Source organism: Flagellimonas yonaguniensis, assembly GCF_029193885.1.
Lineage (GTDB): Bacteria > Bacteroidota > Bacteroidia > Flavobacteriales > Flavobacteriaceae > Flagellimonas > Flagellimonas yonaguniensis.
In genome coordinates this window covers 649,150-665,720 of sequence record NZ_JARFVB010000001.1, presented here as the reverse complement: position 1 = coordinate 665,720, position 16,571 = coordinate 649,150, and the positions used below count along the sequence as shown (strand labels likewise).

The window sequence follows — 16,571 nt, the reverse complement described above, 5'->3', positions numbered from 1 at the left end:
GACACCGTATATAAATATACTACCTGAAATTACTTTTTAAACAAGTCGTACTTCAATCCAAAGGTAAATCGGATATCATAGAACTCCATTTGCTGTGTTCTGTCTTTCACTCCTTGGAAATAACGTAAGGGTTGGTTAGTGATGTTGTTCACATCAGCATATAACCTCAAATTGCTGTTGATGGCATAGCTCGCATTGAAATCCAAGAAGAATTGTGTGTCGTAGTATCTATCTTCAAAGGCGTTGCCCCCTATTTCATCGATATAGGAATCGGAGAAGTTGGCGGATAATCTTGCACTGAACCTTTTATCTGCATAACCTAAAGATCCGTTGAACATATTTGGAGCCGTGTTCGGCAAATCCAAATCGGTACGTTCATCACCATCTTCGTTACGGATGCCATCAGCACTTGAAGATAAATAGGTGTAATTTAAATAGATGCTAAAGTTTCTAGCGAAGCCTGGCAAGAAATCCAATTGTCTCTGGAAAGATACTTCTGCCCCAAAAATGGAAGCGGAATCGCCGTTCAACGGCTGGAACACATCATATCCTTCTGTTCCTGCACCATAAGCATCGTTTGGTGCCTCGGTAATGAAGGTATAGATGAAATCATCAATTTCTTTATAGAAAACACCTCCTGATACAATCCCCACGCTCTCAAAATAGTGCTCGGCATTTAAATCGAAGTTCATGGATGTTGTTGGGTCCAAGTCTGGGTTGCCCACTACCACTTCACTATCTTCGTAAATGATTTCGGCCCTTGGAATCATATCCTCATAATTGGGACGTGCCAAGGTGTTGGTCCACGCAAATCGTAGCACGGTACTGTTGTTCAAATCATATTTAAAGTGAATCCCTGGCAAAACATTGGTATAGGAGTTCTCATCGGAAACCGCTTGTACCTCAATCCCTTCCTCGATTCCAGCATCCTCATCTTCTTCAATGTAAACAACTCGGTTTCCTTCTGTTTCCAGTTTGGTATTTTCCACTCGAAGACCTGCTAGAACACTTAACTTATCTGTCAATTTTTGGTTTACCATGGCATAACCTGCCCAAACATCTTCCTTGATGTCAAAGTTCCCCGGAAGGTATTCATCTTCCACAGCTTCTCCGTTGGAAGTGTTCAAATCCAAAGCACCCAACCACTCTTCGCTGGCAAAAGTACCGGCCTGATATTTTTCTCCGGCCAAAAAGTCGGGATCCGTATAGGATTTTACGGGAACATCGGCCAAGGTTGGGTACATGTCCTCCAAATCATATTCGAAGAAATCGTTGTTTCTCAATTTGGATTTAAATCTTCCCCGTGCTCCAAATTTCAAAGTTCCACCATTCCCAAAAAAGTCTGCAGGAAGCTCAAAGTTCACAAAGAAGTTCACATCTTCTTCTTCGGTATATTGGTTTTCATTGGTGATTTCGCCGAATTCAAAACCACTTAAATTGCTGAAGTCATTAGGATCAGCGGCCGTCATAATCGGGTATTTCGGATTACTGTTATCGTTATTGATGATATACTCAGTCTCGTACTCGGCATAGCGTTCGTTCAAACGTTCTTCGGATGCCTTAGCATAAGCTGCCATCCAGTCCACCTTTAAAGAACCAAACAAGTGGTTACCTCCCAAGGTGTAGTTCTGCATACGCTGGTCTTCCAAACGGGCATTGTTGTTCCTTCCACCTGCAATTCCCCCTTTGGACTGTCTTTTGACTTCCACAGGGAAACGGGTCAAAGTTCCATTGTTCAAGGCAAAATCACCTACTTCGATATCTTCTCCATCCAAAATTTCCTGCTCCAATCGAAACCTGTTCTCTCGATCATCCCTCCAGTTGTACATGGTTTTTAGATAGATGTTGTTATTTGGGTTGATTTGATAATCCAAATTGGCGGAAAAGCTTCTTCTTACCCTTTGCACCAAATAGGTACGCTGTTCGGTAACGTTAGTATACGGATTCACTTCGGTTTCTTCCAAAATGGGCTCTCCTTCTTCATCTTCGACTCCTGTGTTGTACTCAAATTCGTTATCCCACTCTGCTTCGATGTTATCGGAACCAAAGTCATTATCGTTGATGGTAGCGGAAAGCATCCATCCGAATTTACCATCGTTGGTACGGTCACCTATCAAAAATGAACCGTTCAATATTCTTTTATTGGTAATGAAGTTCACTCCCGATCCTGCCGTGGTGGAAACACGAAACCCTTGAGGAGCGGTTCTGGTGACCAAGTTTACGGAACCACCCAATGCATCGGCATCCATATCCGGGGTTACGGCCTTGTTCACTTCAATGGTCTGGATCATATCCGAAGGAATAAGGTCCATCTGAACATTTCTGTTATCGGATTCCGCAGAAGGAATCCGGCTACCGTTCAAGGTAACGGAATTCAATTGAGGCGAAAGACCACGAACAATTATATTACGTGCCTCACCCTGATCCACTTGCATAGTGATTCCTGGGATGCGTTTTACGGCATCACCGATATTGGCATCGGGAAATTTACCGATCTGGTCGGTGGACACCACATTGGTAATGTTCATGTTATTTTTTTGCGTGTTCAGTGCTTTGGACTGACCACTTAAGCCGTAAGCACTTACCTGCACTTCATCCAATTCCACATTGGAGGATACGAGCACTATGCTCACGGGAGTGGTTTCTCCAGCACTTACATTTACTTCTTGCTCAACATCGGAATAACCCATATAGGTTACTTTCAATGTATAACTTCCTTCAGGAATGCCCACTAAAGTGAATTTGCCATCAAAGTTGGAAATGGCTCCCTTTACCAAAGATTCGATATACACATTGGCACCGGGAACGTAGATACCGTTCTCATCGGTAATTGTCCCTTGAATATTTCCTGATTGTGCTTGGCCCATTGCCGTTCCGAGCACCAGAAACAGCGTTACAAAAACTAGTTTTTTTAGGTTCATCAATTTCATTTTGGTTTACGTTAGAATGCTATCCAAAACTATGTATATCAACTCGTTATGATTTGAATTAAATGGAAACAAAAAGGAAACAAAAGTGAAAATCAACAGAAACAAGAGGGCAACAATTACAGTTTTTTTACATTGGGATAACCTTTTCTAAAAAAGTGGGGCGATAAGGACCTAAAGTTCAATCATAAAGTTTACCAACTCTTCTTTTTGGTCGATGGGCAATTTTTTTCGCAGTCGGTATCTTGCCACCCGAACACTATCTGGGGTCACCCGCAAAATGGAGGCAATTTCCTTGGATGAAAGATTTAACCGTAGCAACATGCCCAAACGCAGTTCTGCTGGGGAAAGTGAATTTTCAGATAAGGCTGAAAGCTTTTTGATGAATTCGGGATGGATTTCCTTGAAAAAAGTCATGAACTCATCCCATTCCTGTTCCTGTTTCAGGTTAAAATCAATCTCCTTTACCAACTCTTTCATTTTGGCCGAAGTATTCATATGCTTTCGGGATACCATGTTGCGAAGGGTATTGGACATATCCAGTAAAATCTTATTCTTCTGGGATAAGTGGAGGCTATAACGGGAAAGCGACGATGCCTTAAGCTGAATTTCCCTTTGTAGATTTTTCTCTTCAATCTCTTTCTTTTCGAGCTCCGCTTTGAGCATCCGCTGCTTATATTCCTGAATTTTCAACTTGGCTTTTCGTTTCTTTCCCAAATAATAATACAGGATGATGAAAATAGCCGCTATGGCAAACAAGGCCACCCAAAGCAGGTTTTGATTGGCCACACTTACCTTGTTCTGCTCTTTCAACAATTGTATTTCCGCTTCCTTTTTGTTGGTTTCGTAAATGGTTTGCAGTACATTCAATTGGTCACTGTTCTGCGCTTTGAGCATCTCGCTGTTGTATTCCTCGGCCAATAGCAAGTGGGCATGGGCCAGCTCGTAATCGCCCATAAAGGCGTAGTTTTTGGAAAGATCTTTATAGGCACTTTCCAATTGATGGAGGTCGTTCAATTCCTTGGCCAGTTCCGTTGCTTTTGTGGTATACTCCAGTGCAGGTCGATAGTTGCCCCGTTTCCGAAATGAGTCACCAAGATTGTTCAGCACGTTGATTTCTTCCGTAGTTCGTGACCCTTGGAGATAATCATAGGCTTTTTTGAAGTATTCGTACGCTAGACCAAATTCCTCCAAATCCTCATAAATACTTCCGATGTTTTCATTGGTAATGGCAACACCAAAATCATCGTCCAGTTTTTGAAATAGTTCAAGGCTTCGTCTTTGGTCTTGAAGCGCATCTTCATATTCAGCTTGTTTTTCGTGACTCGCCCCCAATAGACTCAGGGAAACCGCCAAACCTTTATCATCCTTCAGTTTTTCCGAAGCCAGTCTGGTTTCCTCAAAATGCTGTTCTGCGAGTTCAAAATTGTTGAGGGAGAGATATACTTTGCCAATATTGTTGTTGAGCGTGATATATAGTGGGTCCTGTAAATTGGACTCCAACTCCTCCAAAGCAAAATTGTATTGTGCTATGGCCTCTGTATAAAGGGCAAGGGCATGATAGTACTCACCAAGGTCAAGGTAGGCATTTGCAATTTGCTTGGAGTTTTCCTGATGCTCCTTAGCGGTTTCCAGCTGTTTTTGAAGCCTATGATATACTTCGTTGGCTTTTCCTACCTTCAAAAAGTCATTGGTTTGTTGACCATGGATTCTGATGGGAATCACGAAAATCAGCAAAAGAAGGAATACATATCCGAAAACCTTTTTGATGGTGTACATAATGGATAAAGCAAAAGTTTAAGAAAGCTTTTCACTCTCACTCCAACATCATCATTAGGTTATGAAACCATTAAAAAATGATTACAAACAAAAAAGGCCCCGCAATGCGGGGCCTTTTTCAAATATTATCGTTACTTATTAAGCTTCGAAAGGCTCGATGGAAACAAAGGATTTACCACCAACTTTCTTTTCAAACTTAACAATACCATCTACCTTGGCGTGCAAGGTATGGTCTTTTCCTGCGTATACATTGTCGCCGGCATTGTGCTTGGTACCACGCTGTCTTACAATAATGTTACCAGCAACTGCTGACTGACCACCAAAAATCTTAACACCTAAGCGTTTCGATTCTGATTCTCTACCGTTTTTTGAACTACCTACACCTTTCTTGTGAGCCATGATATATAAATTTTAGTTCTTTTCTTATTTGCTTAACGCTTCGATCAACTCGGCTTTCTTCATGGAAGAGTAACCGGTAATTTCCTTGGCTTTCGCCATTTCCTTCAATTCTGCAACAGTTTTGGAACTCAGATCCTCAGCTGCTTTTGGAGCTTCTTTTTTAGGAGCTTCCGCTTTTTTCTCTGCCTTTTTAGGTTCTGCAGCAGGTTTTGCTTCTTCTTTAGCTTTTGCAGGAGCCGCTTTTTTGGCACCTTTGGCTACAATACCTTCAACAACGATTTCAGTCAAATATTGTCTGTGACCGTTTTTCTTGCGGTAACCTTTACGTCTTTTCTTTTTGAAGACGATTACCTTATCTCCTTTAAGGTGTTTTACAACTTTGGCTTCAACAGCCGCACCTTCTATGACCGGGGCGCCAACGGTTACGTTGCCACCATCTTCCAAAAGGAGAACTTTATCGAAAGTAACTTTTTTACCTTCATCTTCCTGCAAACGGTGGACGTACACTTTTTGGTCTTTTGCAACTTTGAATTGCTGCCCTGCCATCTCTACAATTGCGTACATAATGCGTTAATTAGATTAAAATTACTGCGCTTTATCAAAATTAGCGGGTGCAAATATACTGCTAAATCCTTAATCTACAAGTATTCCTCTTTGATTTAACCCATTATTTTTTTGGAGTTGTTGCTCGTTTTGAAAAGTTGCATAAACGAAAGGGTCAAAACCAAGGTTGTGGCAAACCCCATGATGGCCACTGTGAAAAAAACAATTCCTTGGAAATTCTTGTAGTCGTTGGACCAAACCGTAGAGAGTTCATCGAGAAAAGTACTGTCCAATTCCGTTGCATAAAAGGCAAAAAAGATAGTAAACAGCAAGGTAGCAATAAAACCAGTGGTTATGCCCGCGGTAAACCCATTTCCGTAACTAAAAGCCTTGCCCTGTCTCAACTTAGTGTACTTGATGGTCTCATAGATTCCAAAACCTGTGATCACACCATTAAAAAGACTGTAGAAAACATTGGTATGTTTTCCCATTAAGGCCAAAATCAAAAAATACGCAATCAGTATAGCACTGGTCACTATCCCGAAACGAATGGGAAGGGTTAATTTTCTCATGTTATCTTTTTTTGGATTCTTTGTATAATTTACTGAATGTTTGCGAATTATCCCACTCTTCGACCCTAAAGACTGGTTTGGAATTTACTTGCCTTCTGAAAATATTCTATATTTAGCGTAACATCAATCGGAAAATCAATACCAACCTCGTAGCAACATCAATTTTTAAATACTAACTATTTACAATGAAAAAACATTTGTTTTCTGCATTAACAATGCTCTTTGGAGTAAGCCTGCTTTCTGCACAGGAGGTGGTTTTTGAAGAGTATGACCTAGACAATGGGCTCCATGTCATCCTACATCAGGATAATGGTGCCCCAGTAGTGACCACATCGGTCATGTATCATGTGGGATCTAAGGATGAAGACCCTGACAAAACAGGTTTTGCCCACTTTTTTGAACATTTGTTGTTCGAAGGCACCAAAAATATTGAGCGGGGCGAGTGGGACCAAATTACCGCCGCGAATGGTGGAAGAAACAACGCCAACACCTTTTTGGATCGCACGTATTATTATGAAGTGTTCCCTTCCAATAGCTTAGAGGTCGGTCTTTGGCTCGAATCGGAACGTTTGATGCATCCGATCATTGGGCAAGTGGGGGTGGACACCCAAAAAGAAGTGGTTCAAGAGGAAAGAAGACTCAGGACCGACAATGCCCCTTACGGTGCATTTTTTGAGCAAATCTTGAAAAATCTTTATACCAAACATCCCTATCGATGGGGTGTTATCGGTTCATTGGATCATTTGGCCAGTGCCACTTTGGATGACTTTAAAAAATTCAACAAAACCTATTACGTACCCAACAATGGCGTACTCGTGGTAGCAGGCGATTTTGAGACTGAAAAGACCAAAAAAATGATCGAGGATTATTTTGGGCCTATCCCTAGAGGGGCTGAAATAAAAAGACCCAATGCCAAGGAAGATCCAATTACCGAGACAAAGTTTGCCAAATATTACGACCCCAACATTCAGATTCCTGCCATTCTGTTGGCGTACAGAACACCTGGACAAGGGCAAAGAGATGCTTATGTCATCAATATGATATCCACATATTTGAGTAGTGGAGAAAGCTCTAAACTATACAAGAAATTGGTGTACGAGAAAAAAATGGCCTTACAGATACTTTCAGTTCCAATTGATGCGGAAGATTATAGTTCGTACATTGTAGGAGGGCTTCCCGTTGGCGACAATTCCATTCAGGATATCAAAAAAGAAATCGACGAAGAGATTTTGAAGCTTCAAATGGATCTGATTTCCGAAAAAGATTACCAAAAGCTTCAGAACAAATTCGAAAACCAATTTGTGAACGCTAACAGCAGTGTGGAAGGTATAGCCAACTCTTTGGCCGAAAACTATATGTTGAAAGATGACACCAACCTCATCAATACGGAAATAGACATTTATCGTTCCATTACCCGAGAAGAAATCATGGAAGTGGCAAAAAAATATTTGAAGGTAAACCAGCGCGTGGAGCTGGAGTATTTACCAGAACAAAAAGACGCTAATTAAAATGAAAAAGTATTTGATTTTAGCTGTGCTGTCCTTGTTTATGACAGCCACATACGCACAAATAGACAGGAGTACCCCTCCAGAACCAGGACCGGCCCCAAAAATAAACTTAAAGGAGCCCGCTCGCTTCGAACTCAAAAATGGTTTGAAGGTGCTTGTTGTGGAAAACCACAAATTGCCCAGGGTCCGTATTCAGCTTTCCATTGACAACCCACCCATTTTGGAAGGGGACAAAGCTGGGGTGTCCACCCTAACAGGAAGCATGTTGGGCAAAGGATCCAAAAACATTCCCAAAGATGAATTTTACGAAGAGGTGGATTTCTTGGGCGCCAACATCTACATTGGTGAGCAAAGTGCCTTTGCCAGCTCCTTGTCCAAATATTTCCCTCGTATTTTGGAATTGATGGCAGATGCAGCACTGAACCCAAATTTTCTTCAAGAAGAATTCGATAAGGAAAAGGAGAAAATCATAACAGGGATCAAATCGGAAGAAAAAGATGTTTCCGCTATTGCAAACAGGGTACAAGCAGCTTTGGCCTACGGCAAAAACCATCCGTATGGTGAATTTATGACCAAGGAAACCGTCAACAATGTCACGCTTGTGGATGTGGAGCAATTCTACAGATCATATTTTGTTCCCGCCAATGCCTATTTGGTCGTGATCGGGGATGTAGACTTTGAAACTGTTGAGGAATTGGTTACCGAAGCCTTTACGCCTTGGTCCAAAGCCGCACCACCATCCTTCAGTTATTCGGACCCTAAAGACGTACAGTACACACAAATCAACTTTGTTGATGTGCCCAACGCTGTACAATCCGAGGTAGCTGTGGAAAACATCACGCACTTGAAAATGAAGGATGAGGATTATTTGGAAGCCCTAATGGCCAACAGAATATTGGGCGGTGGCTCACAGGCGCGTTTGTTCAAGAATTTAAGAGAGGACAAAGGGTATACCTACGGCTCATATTCTGGCATCAGGGCCAACAAATTCAGCCCAATGCGATTCAATGCCTATGCCCAAGTCAGAAATGCGGTTACCGATAGTTCCGTGGTCGAGATTTTGAAGGAAATCGACAAAATGACTTCAGAACCTGTATCCGATGAGGAATTGGCCAATGCCAAGGCAAAATATGCAGGTAGCTTTGTGATGGCACTCGAAAAACCGGAGACCGTTGCCAATTATGCACTAAACATAGAGACAGAAGATCTTCCAAAGGATTTTTATGAAACGTATCTGGAGCGAATTGATGCCATAACGAAAGAAGATGTCCAAAAAGCCGCCAAAAAACATTTTTCCACTTCCAATGCCCGTGTAGTGGTAACAGGAAAAGGGAGTGATGTTTTGGAAAACTTGGAAAAAGTGAGCTTTAACGGTAAAAATGTCCCCGTACTTTATTACGACAAGTATGCCAATAAAACGGAAAAACCAGATTACAATGCAGCCGTGCCCGAGGGTATGGATGCCACTACCGTTTTGGAAAATTATATTGAAGCTATCGGAGGAAAATCAAAACTTGAAAGTGTGGATTCCTATTCCATGATGGCCGAATCCGAAATGCAAGGGATGAAATTGGAGCTTGAGATGAAGAAGACCTCCCAAGATCAGTTCATGCAAAATATCAAAGTACAGGGCAATTCCATGCAAAAGCAGGTATTGGATGGCGATTCTGGTTATATGGTGATGCAAGGTCAGCGAAAAGACCTTTCTCCTGAAGAAATTGCAAAAATCAAGGAAGAATCCGCCGCTTTCCCAGAACTAAACTACTTGGTTGCTGGCGATGTTTCTTTGGAAGGCGTTGAGCCTGTGGGCGACAAAAAGGCCTATAAATTGAAAATAAGCGACGGCAAAACCGCTTTCTATGATGTGGAAACCGGACTTAAGGTGCAAGAGGTCATCACTCAAGAAGTCAATGGTCAACAAATGACCAGTACCATTGGTTACGGAGATTACCAAGAAGTATCCGGCATTCAATTCCCATTTATCTTGATGCAAAGCATGGGACCCCAGAATATGGAGTTTATTGTGAAAGATATCAAGGTAAACGAAGGTGTTGATGCATCGGATTTTAAATAAAAAGATTCTTTATAAAGAAAAAGGCGCTCCAAATGAGCGCCTTTTTTATTGTTTCACTGTTCCTCAAAAACTGTATTGGATAAATGCCGATAGGTTCCTGCCCGGGTCATTGATAGGCACCCGACCATAATCTGCTTGGTTCACAAAGGAAAAATTCAAGTGATTGTTGTAAGCAACGTCAAAAATGTTTGATGCCGCAATACCAACCGTCAAATGTTCAAAGGGTTTTGCCCCAAAACTTAAATCCACCACACCGTAACCATCAGTGGTCTGTTCTCCAAAGGAAGGTGCTATATCCGATTGTTCGGATGTAATGGTGTAGGCGGCTCTAGCCCAAATTTTCTCCCGTTCAAATCGCAAGTTAAACCGTGTTACCAAGGGCGGGGTCAACGGAAGCGATTCATCCAAATCCCGATTTTTGGCATACACATAGGACAGTTCCGTTTTGAAGGCAAAATCCTTCAAAAATGTCAATTCCCCAAAAATTTCGAACCCCGTTTTGTAGGCTTCGTCCAGATTTGTGAATCTTTTGACTTCGGTGGGCTCTGCCATCGGCATGTATTTTTTGTCCAACGATGGGTCGATCACAGGAACTATATAATTATCATATATGGAATAATACACAGATGCCCCATAATCCAACCTATTGACAGCATAGCCATCAAAATTTGCATTTGCCTTCACGCCCAACTCAAACTGATTGTTCACCTCAGCATCCAAATAGGGGTTGCCCACATATTCGTATGGATCTTGACCTACGGTAAAATGGTTGATGAAACGCTCGATCATATTGGCGGAACGAACTCCCCTACCATAAGCCAATTCAAACAATAGATTTGATGTGGCCATGTATTTAATTGATGCTGTTGTACTAAAATTATGTTCGGTACGGGTGTCCAAATCTGGGTATTCAGCAACAAAATCATCAGCTGGGGCATCAATTTTTGATTGTACCCTGTCGTACCTTGCCCCAACATTCAACAAAAACTTTTCCGACAATGGGTATTTTCCTTCCACAAATGCTCCATAGTCATCAATTTGCGAATCTTGCCAAACCTCATCCACAAATTCCATGGGCATGGGCAATGGTTCTCCTGTCATCATGTTTCGTTTTACCAAACGGGTCCTGTTTCCCGTCCTTCCCACTGAAAATGCATCAATCCCTGTATACAGTTTAAAATTCGTGATAGGCAGCCATTCCAGCTCCACTCTTCCGCCAAGGGTAGTGGCATCCACTGCGGAAACAGCTTCCATCATCATAAAGGTGGGCCTCAGCTCATTGGTCATTATATGGTCAACCTTGGAACGATATACCTTTGCACTCAATGTTTTTAGTCCATCGGAGATATTGTCCAACTTATAATCCACGGAAAGGACATTGCTATTGTCCTCTTCAGTATCCATTGGCAATCCTGCATGGAGTACATCCCGTCCAAAAGACTGTCTGAACCCCACCTGAATCCTTTGATTATCCGTTGGATTATAGCCCACTTGAACACCATAATCGGTGCTTTTGAAGGAGGAAGGAACTTCATTGCCATCTCCATCTTCGTAATTGCCAAAATCACGGAATCCAAAATTGATATTGGCATCAAATTGCTCCCCCACATACTTTACATTGGCAAAACTGGTAATGGCATTTCCATTGTTCTCCCCTCCAAAATTTACTTTGCCATGGTAGCCTTTCTCCTGTTTTTCCACTTCTTGGGTCACCAAGTTCACGATGCCACCAAAGGTGGGCCCATATCTAAAGGTATAAGGGCCCTTGACCACTTCCACGCGTTCTATCTCTTCCGGAATCACATGGGTGGTAATAGGGTCCATTCGGTTAGGGCAAGCGTGCATTACCTTGGTGCCCCCATTGAATTGCACATTCAATTGTTCGTATTGTGAGGCTCGGAAAGATGGATCTATGGCATAGTTCCCACGCTTGATCAAATTGAACCCATTAATATCCTTAAAAAGGTCGGCCACATTCTTGGATTGGACTATCTTCTTTTCCGGTTCACTCTTAAAAGTTGAAAAAACAGGGTCTGTTTTTTGTTTTCCCTCTACCAGCACCTCATCCAATTGCACGGGTCGTTTTGTGAGAGAGTCTTGCGCAGTAGAAACTTGCGCATAGGACACCGTGGTCCCAAAAAGCAAAACACAAAGTTTTGCCATCGTACTTTTATTCATTTTTGATGTTATATTTTAAGATTATACATATTCGGCAATGGGTTTTTGCCGCTATCAGTAGTATATCTTAAATCATCGGGGGTTTGATGAGCGTATCGTTAAAGTGATAAGAATAGGAGTTCTTGTAATGGAATGCAGTGTGGGTTTCCTTACCATCAGTTGGTACGTTATAGACGGGCAAGTCCATGAAGAATACCAAAACCTCTTCCCACCCGATTAAGGGCATGGGTTCATCATCCTCCGCTTGTGCTCGGAGCATTTGCGCCAACATACATTTTCCATTACAATTAAGTTCTGGTTTGTCCTTGTTCTCGCAAAGTTTTTCTATGAACCCTTCCCTATCCAAACTATAATACACGTACATTGACGAAAAACGTAGATTGCTCATTAGTATCAAACTAATAAAGAGCCAAGAGAAACCTGTTCTCCATATATATGTAATGAGTGTATTCTTCAATTAGCTATACCTCGCAAGTTGAAACCACAAATTTAAGCCTATCAAAAATACTGTTTTGTGACAAAGGTCACTTAAAAGGCTTCTCCATCGTGATACTTTTGGTGCCCAAATAATCATCCATTAACAGATATTAAATTATTATTATACGATGGTGTTTTGCTTATCGTTATTTTTGTAATCAAATCAATGACCATGAAGAAAATATTGTATACCCTTTTATGTACCGTTTTGTTTTTAGGTTTCTCCTGTAAGGAAGAAAAGAAAACCACCGAAGAATCTGCCCAAATGGAAAAAGTGATGGCAATTCATGATGAGGTAATGCCCAAAATGGGCACTATCGGCAAATTGGTCGGGGAACTAAAGCCTAAAGTGGATTCCACAGAAATCGGACAACAATATGAAGTGGCCATGAAAGACCTTCAGGAAGCCAACACGGCAATGATGGATTGGATGAAAGAATTTGGCGACCGTTTCAATCATGAAGAAATATTGGAAGGCAAGGAACTTTCCGAAGAAAAACAGCAATGGCTGGATGAAGAGGAAGAAAAAGTAAAAGTGGTCAAGGAAAAAATCAACGGGAGTATCGCAAGAGCTGAAGCCCTCCTTGCCAAGGATACGGTCCAATAATTATTCGTTCCACCGTAAACTTTCCATAATTCTCCGGATATCGTTCTGCAAGTACATGGCCGCAGGAAGAATGGAATCGTAATTAGGTTTGGCGTAGAAGTATAAAGAGCCCGTAACAAAGTGATTGATACTATCGGTCACATAAAACTGTGATTGCGACGCTGCATTTCCACTTACTTCGTAGAACATCCCGTAAACACCATCTTCTTGGTTGATAAAGGGTTGCTCTGCTATGTTGTCAGCTTTTACCACATGCTCGTAAGATAGCTTTTGTGCATCCACTAGCAGCGTATCCAAATTCCCATGAACAGGTTTGTATGTGAGGTAAATGGAACCGTTCATCATAGGATAGTCCAATATCATGGAACAATCCTTACCCTCTTTATTAATGGATAAAATGTTTTGATCAAAAGTGTACACACAATCCGAGCCTGCCGTTGTATACTCAGCTGCAGGGTAATCCAATCGCAACATGGCCTTGGGCTTGGGCAATACCTCATCTTTACAACTTACAAAAAGGGTTGCTGCAATAACGAAAAATAAAATCCTATGCTTCATGGGGCAATGTTACTTTTATGCGTTTCAATCTTTTCTTGTCCATACTCTCCACGATAAATTGGTAGTCCTTGAACAAGACCTTCTCTCCTATTTTAGGGAAGCTCCCTGAAATTTCCAGGACGAATCCAGCAATCGTCTCCGATTCTCCTTTTTGACTCTCAAACTCATCTTCTTCATCAATCTTAACTACACGATAGAAATCCTTTAACGCGGTTTTGCCATCAAACACATAATTGTGGTCGTCCAATTTGGAGAAGATCAAGTCCTCATCATCAAATTCGTCGCTGATATCGCCAACGATTTCTTCGATAATGTCCTCCAAGGTGACAATTCCCGAAGTACCGCCATACTCATCCACCACAACGGCCAAGTGATTCTTCTTGTCCTGAAATTCCAACAGCAAATCATCCAATTTCTTGTTTTCCGGCACAAAATAAGGCTCACGGATGAGCGACATCCAATTGAAACTCTTCCTATCAATATAAGGTAAAAGGTCTTTCACGTAGAGAACGCCCAAAACATTATCCATATTTTCAGAGAAAACAGGAATTCTGGAATATCCGTTCCTTTTTATCTCCTGCAACACCTCTGGAAACTTCATTTTTTCGTTCACCGCAAAAATATCTATCCGAGGTCGCATTACCTGTTTGGTATCCGTGTTTCCAAAGGTCACAATGCCTTCCAAAATTTTTTGTTCCTCCTTAGTGGTGTCTCCTTCAGAGGCCAATTCAAGGGCTTGAGAAAGATGGTTGATGCTCAGATTGGATTTTTTCTTCCCCAATTTATCCTCCATAAACAGGGTTACTGCACGCATCGGGGAACTTAAAGGGGAAAACAAATAGTTCAGGCCCTTCAACGGGACCGCCATAAAGTGTGAAAACTGTACTCGGTTTCTATTGGCATATATCTTCGGGAGAATTTCCCCGAACATCAAAATCAAAAAGGTAGCCACAACAACTTCCAACAAAAAGCGGAAGGTTCCGTCGATTCCCTCAAAAATTGTATTGCCGATGGAACTGAACAGGAGTACAATTCCAATATTGATGGCATTGTTGGTGATAAGAATGGTTGCGAGCAACTTCTGGGGCTTATCCAGTAATTCCACAATCAACTTGCTGCGTGAAGAATCGTTCTCGTTCATTTCGTTCACGTCGGTCTGGGAAAGGCCAAAAAGAGCCACCTCTGCTGCCGAAATCATGGCGGAGCAAGCCAAAAGAAGCACTAGCACAACAATTTTTAAAGTGAAGATTCCACTAAAAGTGGTAAGATAAAATGCCAAACAATGGGGCTCGGGATCCAATTTAATATTGCTTTTTTAGTCTTTTATTTTAGAATGGTAGGTCGTCATCCTCTTCTTCCGTATTGTCGATAGGTGCAGCAGGGCTCTCAGCCTTCGATGGTTCTTGGTAATTGGCGGACGATGAACCCGATGATTGCGAATTGGCCATACTCTCCTTCTTGGTGCTCAAAAAGGTAAAGTCCTGCACGTGCACTTCGGTGGTATATCTCATGTTCCCATCTTCCCCTTGCCATTGCCTGTTCTTTAAGCGACCCTCGACATATACCTTATCTCCCTTACTGAGGTACTTCTCACAAATTTCAGCAGCCTTGTTGCGCACCACGATATTATGCCAATCCGTATTGGTCACCCTTTCGCCCGTTTGCCTGTTGGTATAGGTTTCGTTGGTGGCCAAAGGGAATCTACCGATACAGTTTCCGCCCTCAAAATAGTGCATTTTAACTTCGTCTCCCAAATGCCCGATCAGCATTACCTTGTTCAATGTTCCGCTCATATCTCTCTTAATTAATCAAAAGTACTAAATTTTCAATGTCTTGATAAAATCTGCTATCAAAACTGGTACAGGAAAACCACCAATTTCTTTCCATGGGGTTCCCTCCTCCAATATATCAGAAGTTTTTAAGATCCAAAATCGGGTGTGCAAATGTTGGTGTGATAGTTTGTGCACAATGGGTTCCTTATTATATAATGATATGGATTGTGTTTCGGGAACTACATCTTTTTTATGGATCAAGGGCCTCAATTCTTCGGCCTGAAGCTGTTTTTCCGATTCAATAAGTGGGAACTGATATAAATTCTGCCAAATACCCTTTCCTGTTCGTTGTTCCAAAATAGTATTTCCATCATCATCCAGCAACACCATATAATTAAAGTAACGGTTACGCACCTTTGTTTTGTTCAACTTTACAGGAAGTTGGTCTACCTTGTTCTCTTGGAATGCCACACAACTTTCTTGGAGCGGGCACAACAAACAATACGGTTTTTTGGGTGCGCATTGCACCGCACCATACTCCATGATCCCTTGGTTGTAATCCCTGATGTTCTCCGCATCCATCACTTCACGGGCAAGTTCCTTAAAATATTTGATGCCCTGTGTGCTATTGATGGGTATATCAACCCCAAAATATCTAGACAAAACACGGTAGACATTCCCATCCACCACAGGTTCTGGTACATCAAAACAGAAAGATGCGATGGCACTTGCAGTGTAATCGCCCACTCCTTTTAACGATTTTAACTCTTTGTAGGTCTTAGGGAACTCTCCATCAAAATCATTTACCACCATTTTGGCTGTGGCGTGCAAATTGCGTGCTCGGGAATAATACCCAAGCCCTTGCCACAATTTGAGCACCTGCTCCTCGGGGGCATCCGCTAGGTCATACACCGTGGGAAAAGCTTCCACAAACTTTAAATAATAGGGCATTCCCTGAGCAACACGGGTTTGTTGCAGAATAATTTCCGACAGCCAAACTTTGTAGGGATCACGCGTTTCCCTCCACGGGAGATCACGCTGATGTTCATGGTACCAATTCAAGATTTTTGGGGCAAAACTCATCAATGAAAGTAATAAAGCTCAAATGTATCAGTTTATATACTTAAAATTAAAGGGTTAAAGGGAAAGATTAATTATAATGTTTATATTTGCAAGC

At 41.8% G+C, this 16,571-nt stretch carries 14 protein-coding genes; 3 read left to right on the top strand and 11 right to left on the bottom strand.

The window, feature by feature from the left end; genetic code table 11:
* Positions 1-29: 29 nt before the first annotated feature.
* The 5 genes from PY092_RS02995 to PY092_RS02975 form a co-directional block, all read right to left on the bottom strand.
* Positions 30-2,930: a TonB-dependent receptor gene (locus PY092_RS02995; RefSeq protein ID WP_417958140.1), complete on the bottom strand. Its 2,901-nt coding sequence runs from the start codon at positions 2,928-2,930 to the stop codon at positions 30-32.
* A gap of 171 nt (positions 2,931-3,101) precedes the next feature.
* Positions 3,102-4,610, bottom strand: coding sequence for a tetratricopeptide repeat protein (locus tag PY092_RS02990; protein WP_275614367.1), 1,509 nt, complete (start codon positions 4,608-4,610; stop codon positions 3,102-3,104).
* Positions 4,611-4,844: 234 nt separating this feature from the next.
* Entirely contained in the window at positions 4,845-5,105 is a 261-nt protein-coding gene (gene rpmA / locus PY092_RS02985; protein WP_275614366.1) for a 50S ribosomal protein L27, read from the bottom strand.
* 24 nt (positions 5,106-5,129) lie between these two features.
* On the bottom strand, positions 5,130-5,669 hold the full coding sequence (gene rplU / locus PY092_RS02980) for a 50S ribosomal protein L21 (RefSeq protein ID WP_275614365.1): 540 nt from the start codon (positions 5,667-5,669) through the stop codon (positions 5,130-5,132).
* 95 nt (positions 5,670-5,764) lie between these two features.
* Positions 5,765-6,220 carry a DUF4199 domain-containing protein gene (locus tag PY092_RS02975; RefSeq protein WP_275614364.1) on the bottom strand — a complete coding sequence of 152 codons (456 nt, stop codon included), beginning with the start codon at positions 6,218-6,220 and terminating at the stop codon, positions 5,765-5,767.
* Positions 6,221-6,405: 185 nt separating this feature from the next.
* Here PY092_RS02975 and PY092_RS02970 point away from each other — a divergent pair, with 185 nt between their 5' ends.
* Positions 6,406-7,728: a M16 family metallopeptidase gene (locus tag PY092_RS02970; RefSeq protein ID WP_275614363.1), complete on the top strand. Its 1,323-nt coding sequence runs from the start codon at positions 6,406-6,408 to the stop codon at positions 7,726-7,728.
* Between the two features lies 1 nt (position 7,729).
* Complete coding sequence (locus PY092_RS02965) at positions 7,730-9,802, top strand: M16 family metallopeptidase (protein WP_275614362.1); 2,073 nt, start codon at positions 7,730-7,732, stop codon at positions 9,800-9,802.
* A gap of 63 nt (positions 9,803-9,865) precedes the next feature.
* Here the strand turns inward: PY092_RS02965 and PY092_RS02960 are convergent, their stop codons facing one another.
* Positions 9,866-11,980 carry a TonB-dependent receptor domain-containing protein gene (locus PY092_RS02960; protein WP_275614361.1) on the bottom strand — a complete coding sequence of 705 codons (2,115 nt, stop codon included), beginning with the start codon at positions 11,978-11,980 and terminating at the stop codon, positions 9,866-9,868.
* Between the two features lie 67 nt (positions 11,981-12,047).
* Positions 12,048-12,368 carry a hypothetical protein gene (locus PY092_RS02955; RefSeq protein ID WP_275614360.1) on the bottom strand — a complete coding sequence of 107 codons (321 nt, stop codon included), beginning with the start codon at positions 12,366-12,368 and terminating at the stop codon, positions 12,048-12,050.
* 261 nt (positions 12,369-12,629) lie between these two features.
* On the opposite strand from PY092_RS02955, the gene PY092_RS02950 reads away from it, so the two are divergent.
* The gene (locus tag PY092_RS02950; RefSeq protein WP_275614359.1) at positions 12,630-13,064 is read left to right on the top strand and encodes a hypothetical protein; all 435 of its coding nucleotides are present in this window, start codon (positions 12,630-12,632) and stop codon (positions 13,062-13,064) included.
* On the opposite strand, the gene gldD is transcribed toward PY092_RS02950, so the two are convergent.
* Genes gldD through mutY form a run of 4 tightly spaced genes read right to left on the bottom strand, consistent with a single transcriptional unit; the run spans position 13,065 to position 16,477 of the window.
* The gene (gldD, locus tag PY092_RS02945; protein WP_275614358.1) at positions 13,065-13,622 is read right to left on the bottom strand and encodes a gliding motility lipoprotein GldD; all 558 of its coding nucleotides are present in this window, start codon (positions 13,620-13,622) and stop codon (positions 13,065-13,067) included.
* Positions 13,612-14,922, bottom strand: coding sequence for a gliding motility-associated protein GldE (locus PY092_RS02940; protein WP_275614357.1), 1,311 nt, complete (start codon positions 14,920-14,922; stop codon positions 13,612-13,614). The genes gldD and PY092_RS02940 overlap by 11 nt, the downstream gene beginning before the upstream one ends.
* 28 nt (positions 14,923-14,950) lie before the next feature.
* Complete coding sequence (locus PY092_RS02935; RefSeq protein ID WP_275614356.1) at positions 14,951-15,415, bottom strand: single-stranded DNA-binding protein; 465 nt, start codon at positions 15,413-15,415, stop codon at positions 14,951-14,953.
* Positions 15,416-15,439: 24 nt separating this feature from the next.
* Positions 15,440-16,477 carry an A/G-specific adenine glycosylase gene (gene mutY / locus PY092_RS02930; protein WP_275614355.1) on the bottom strand — a complete coding sequence of 346 codons (1,038 nt, stop codon included), beginning with the start codon at positions 16,475-16,477 and terminating at the stop codon, positions 15,440-15,442.
* Positions 16,478-16,571 lie beyond the last annotated feature (94 nt).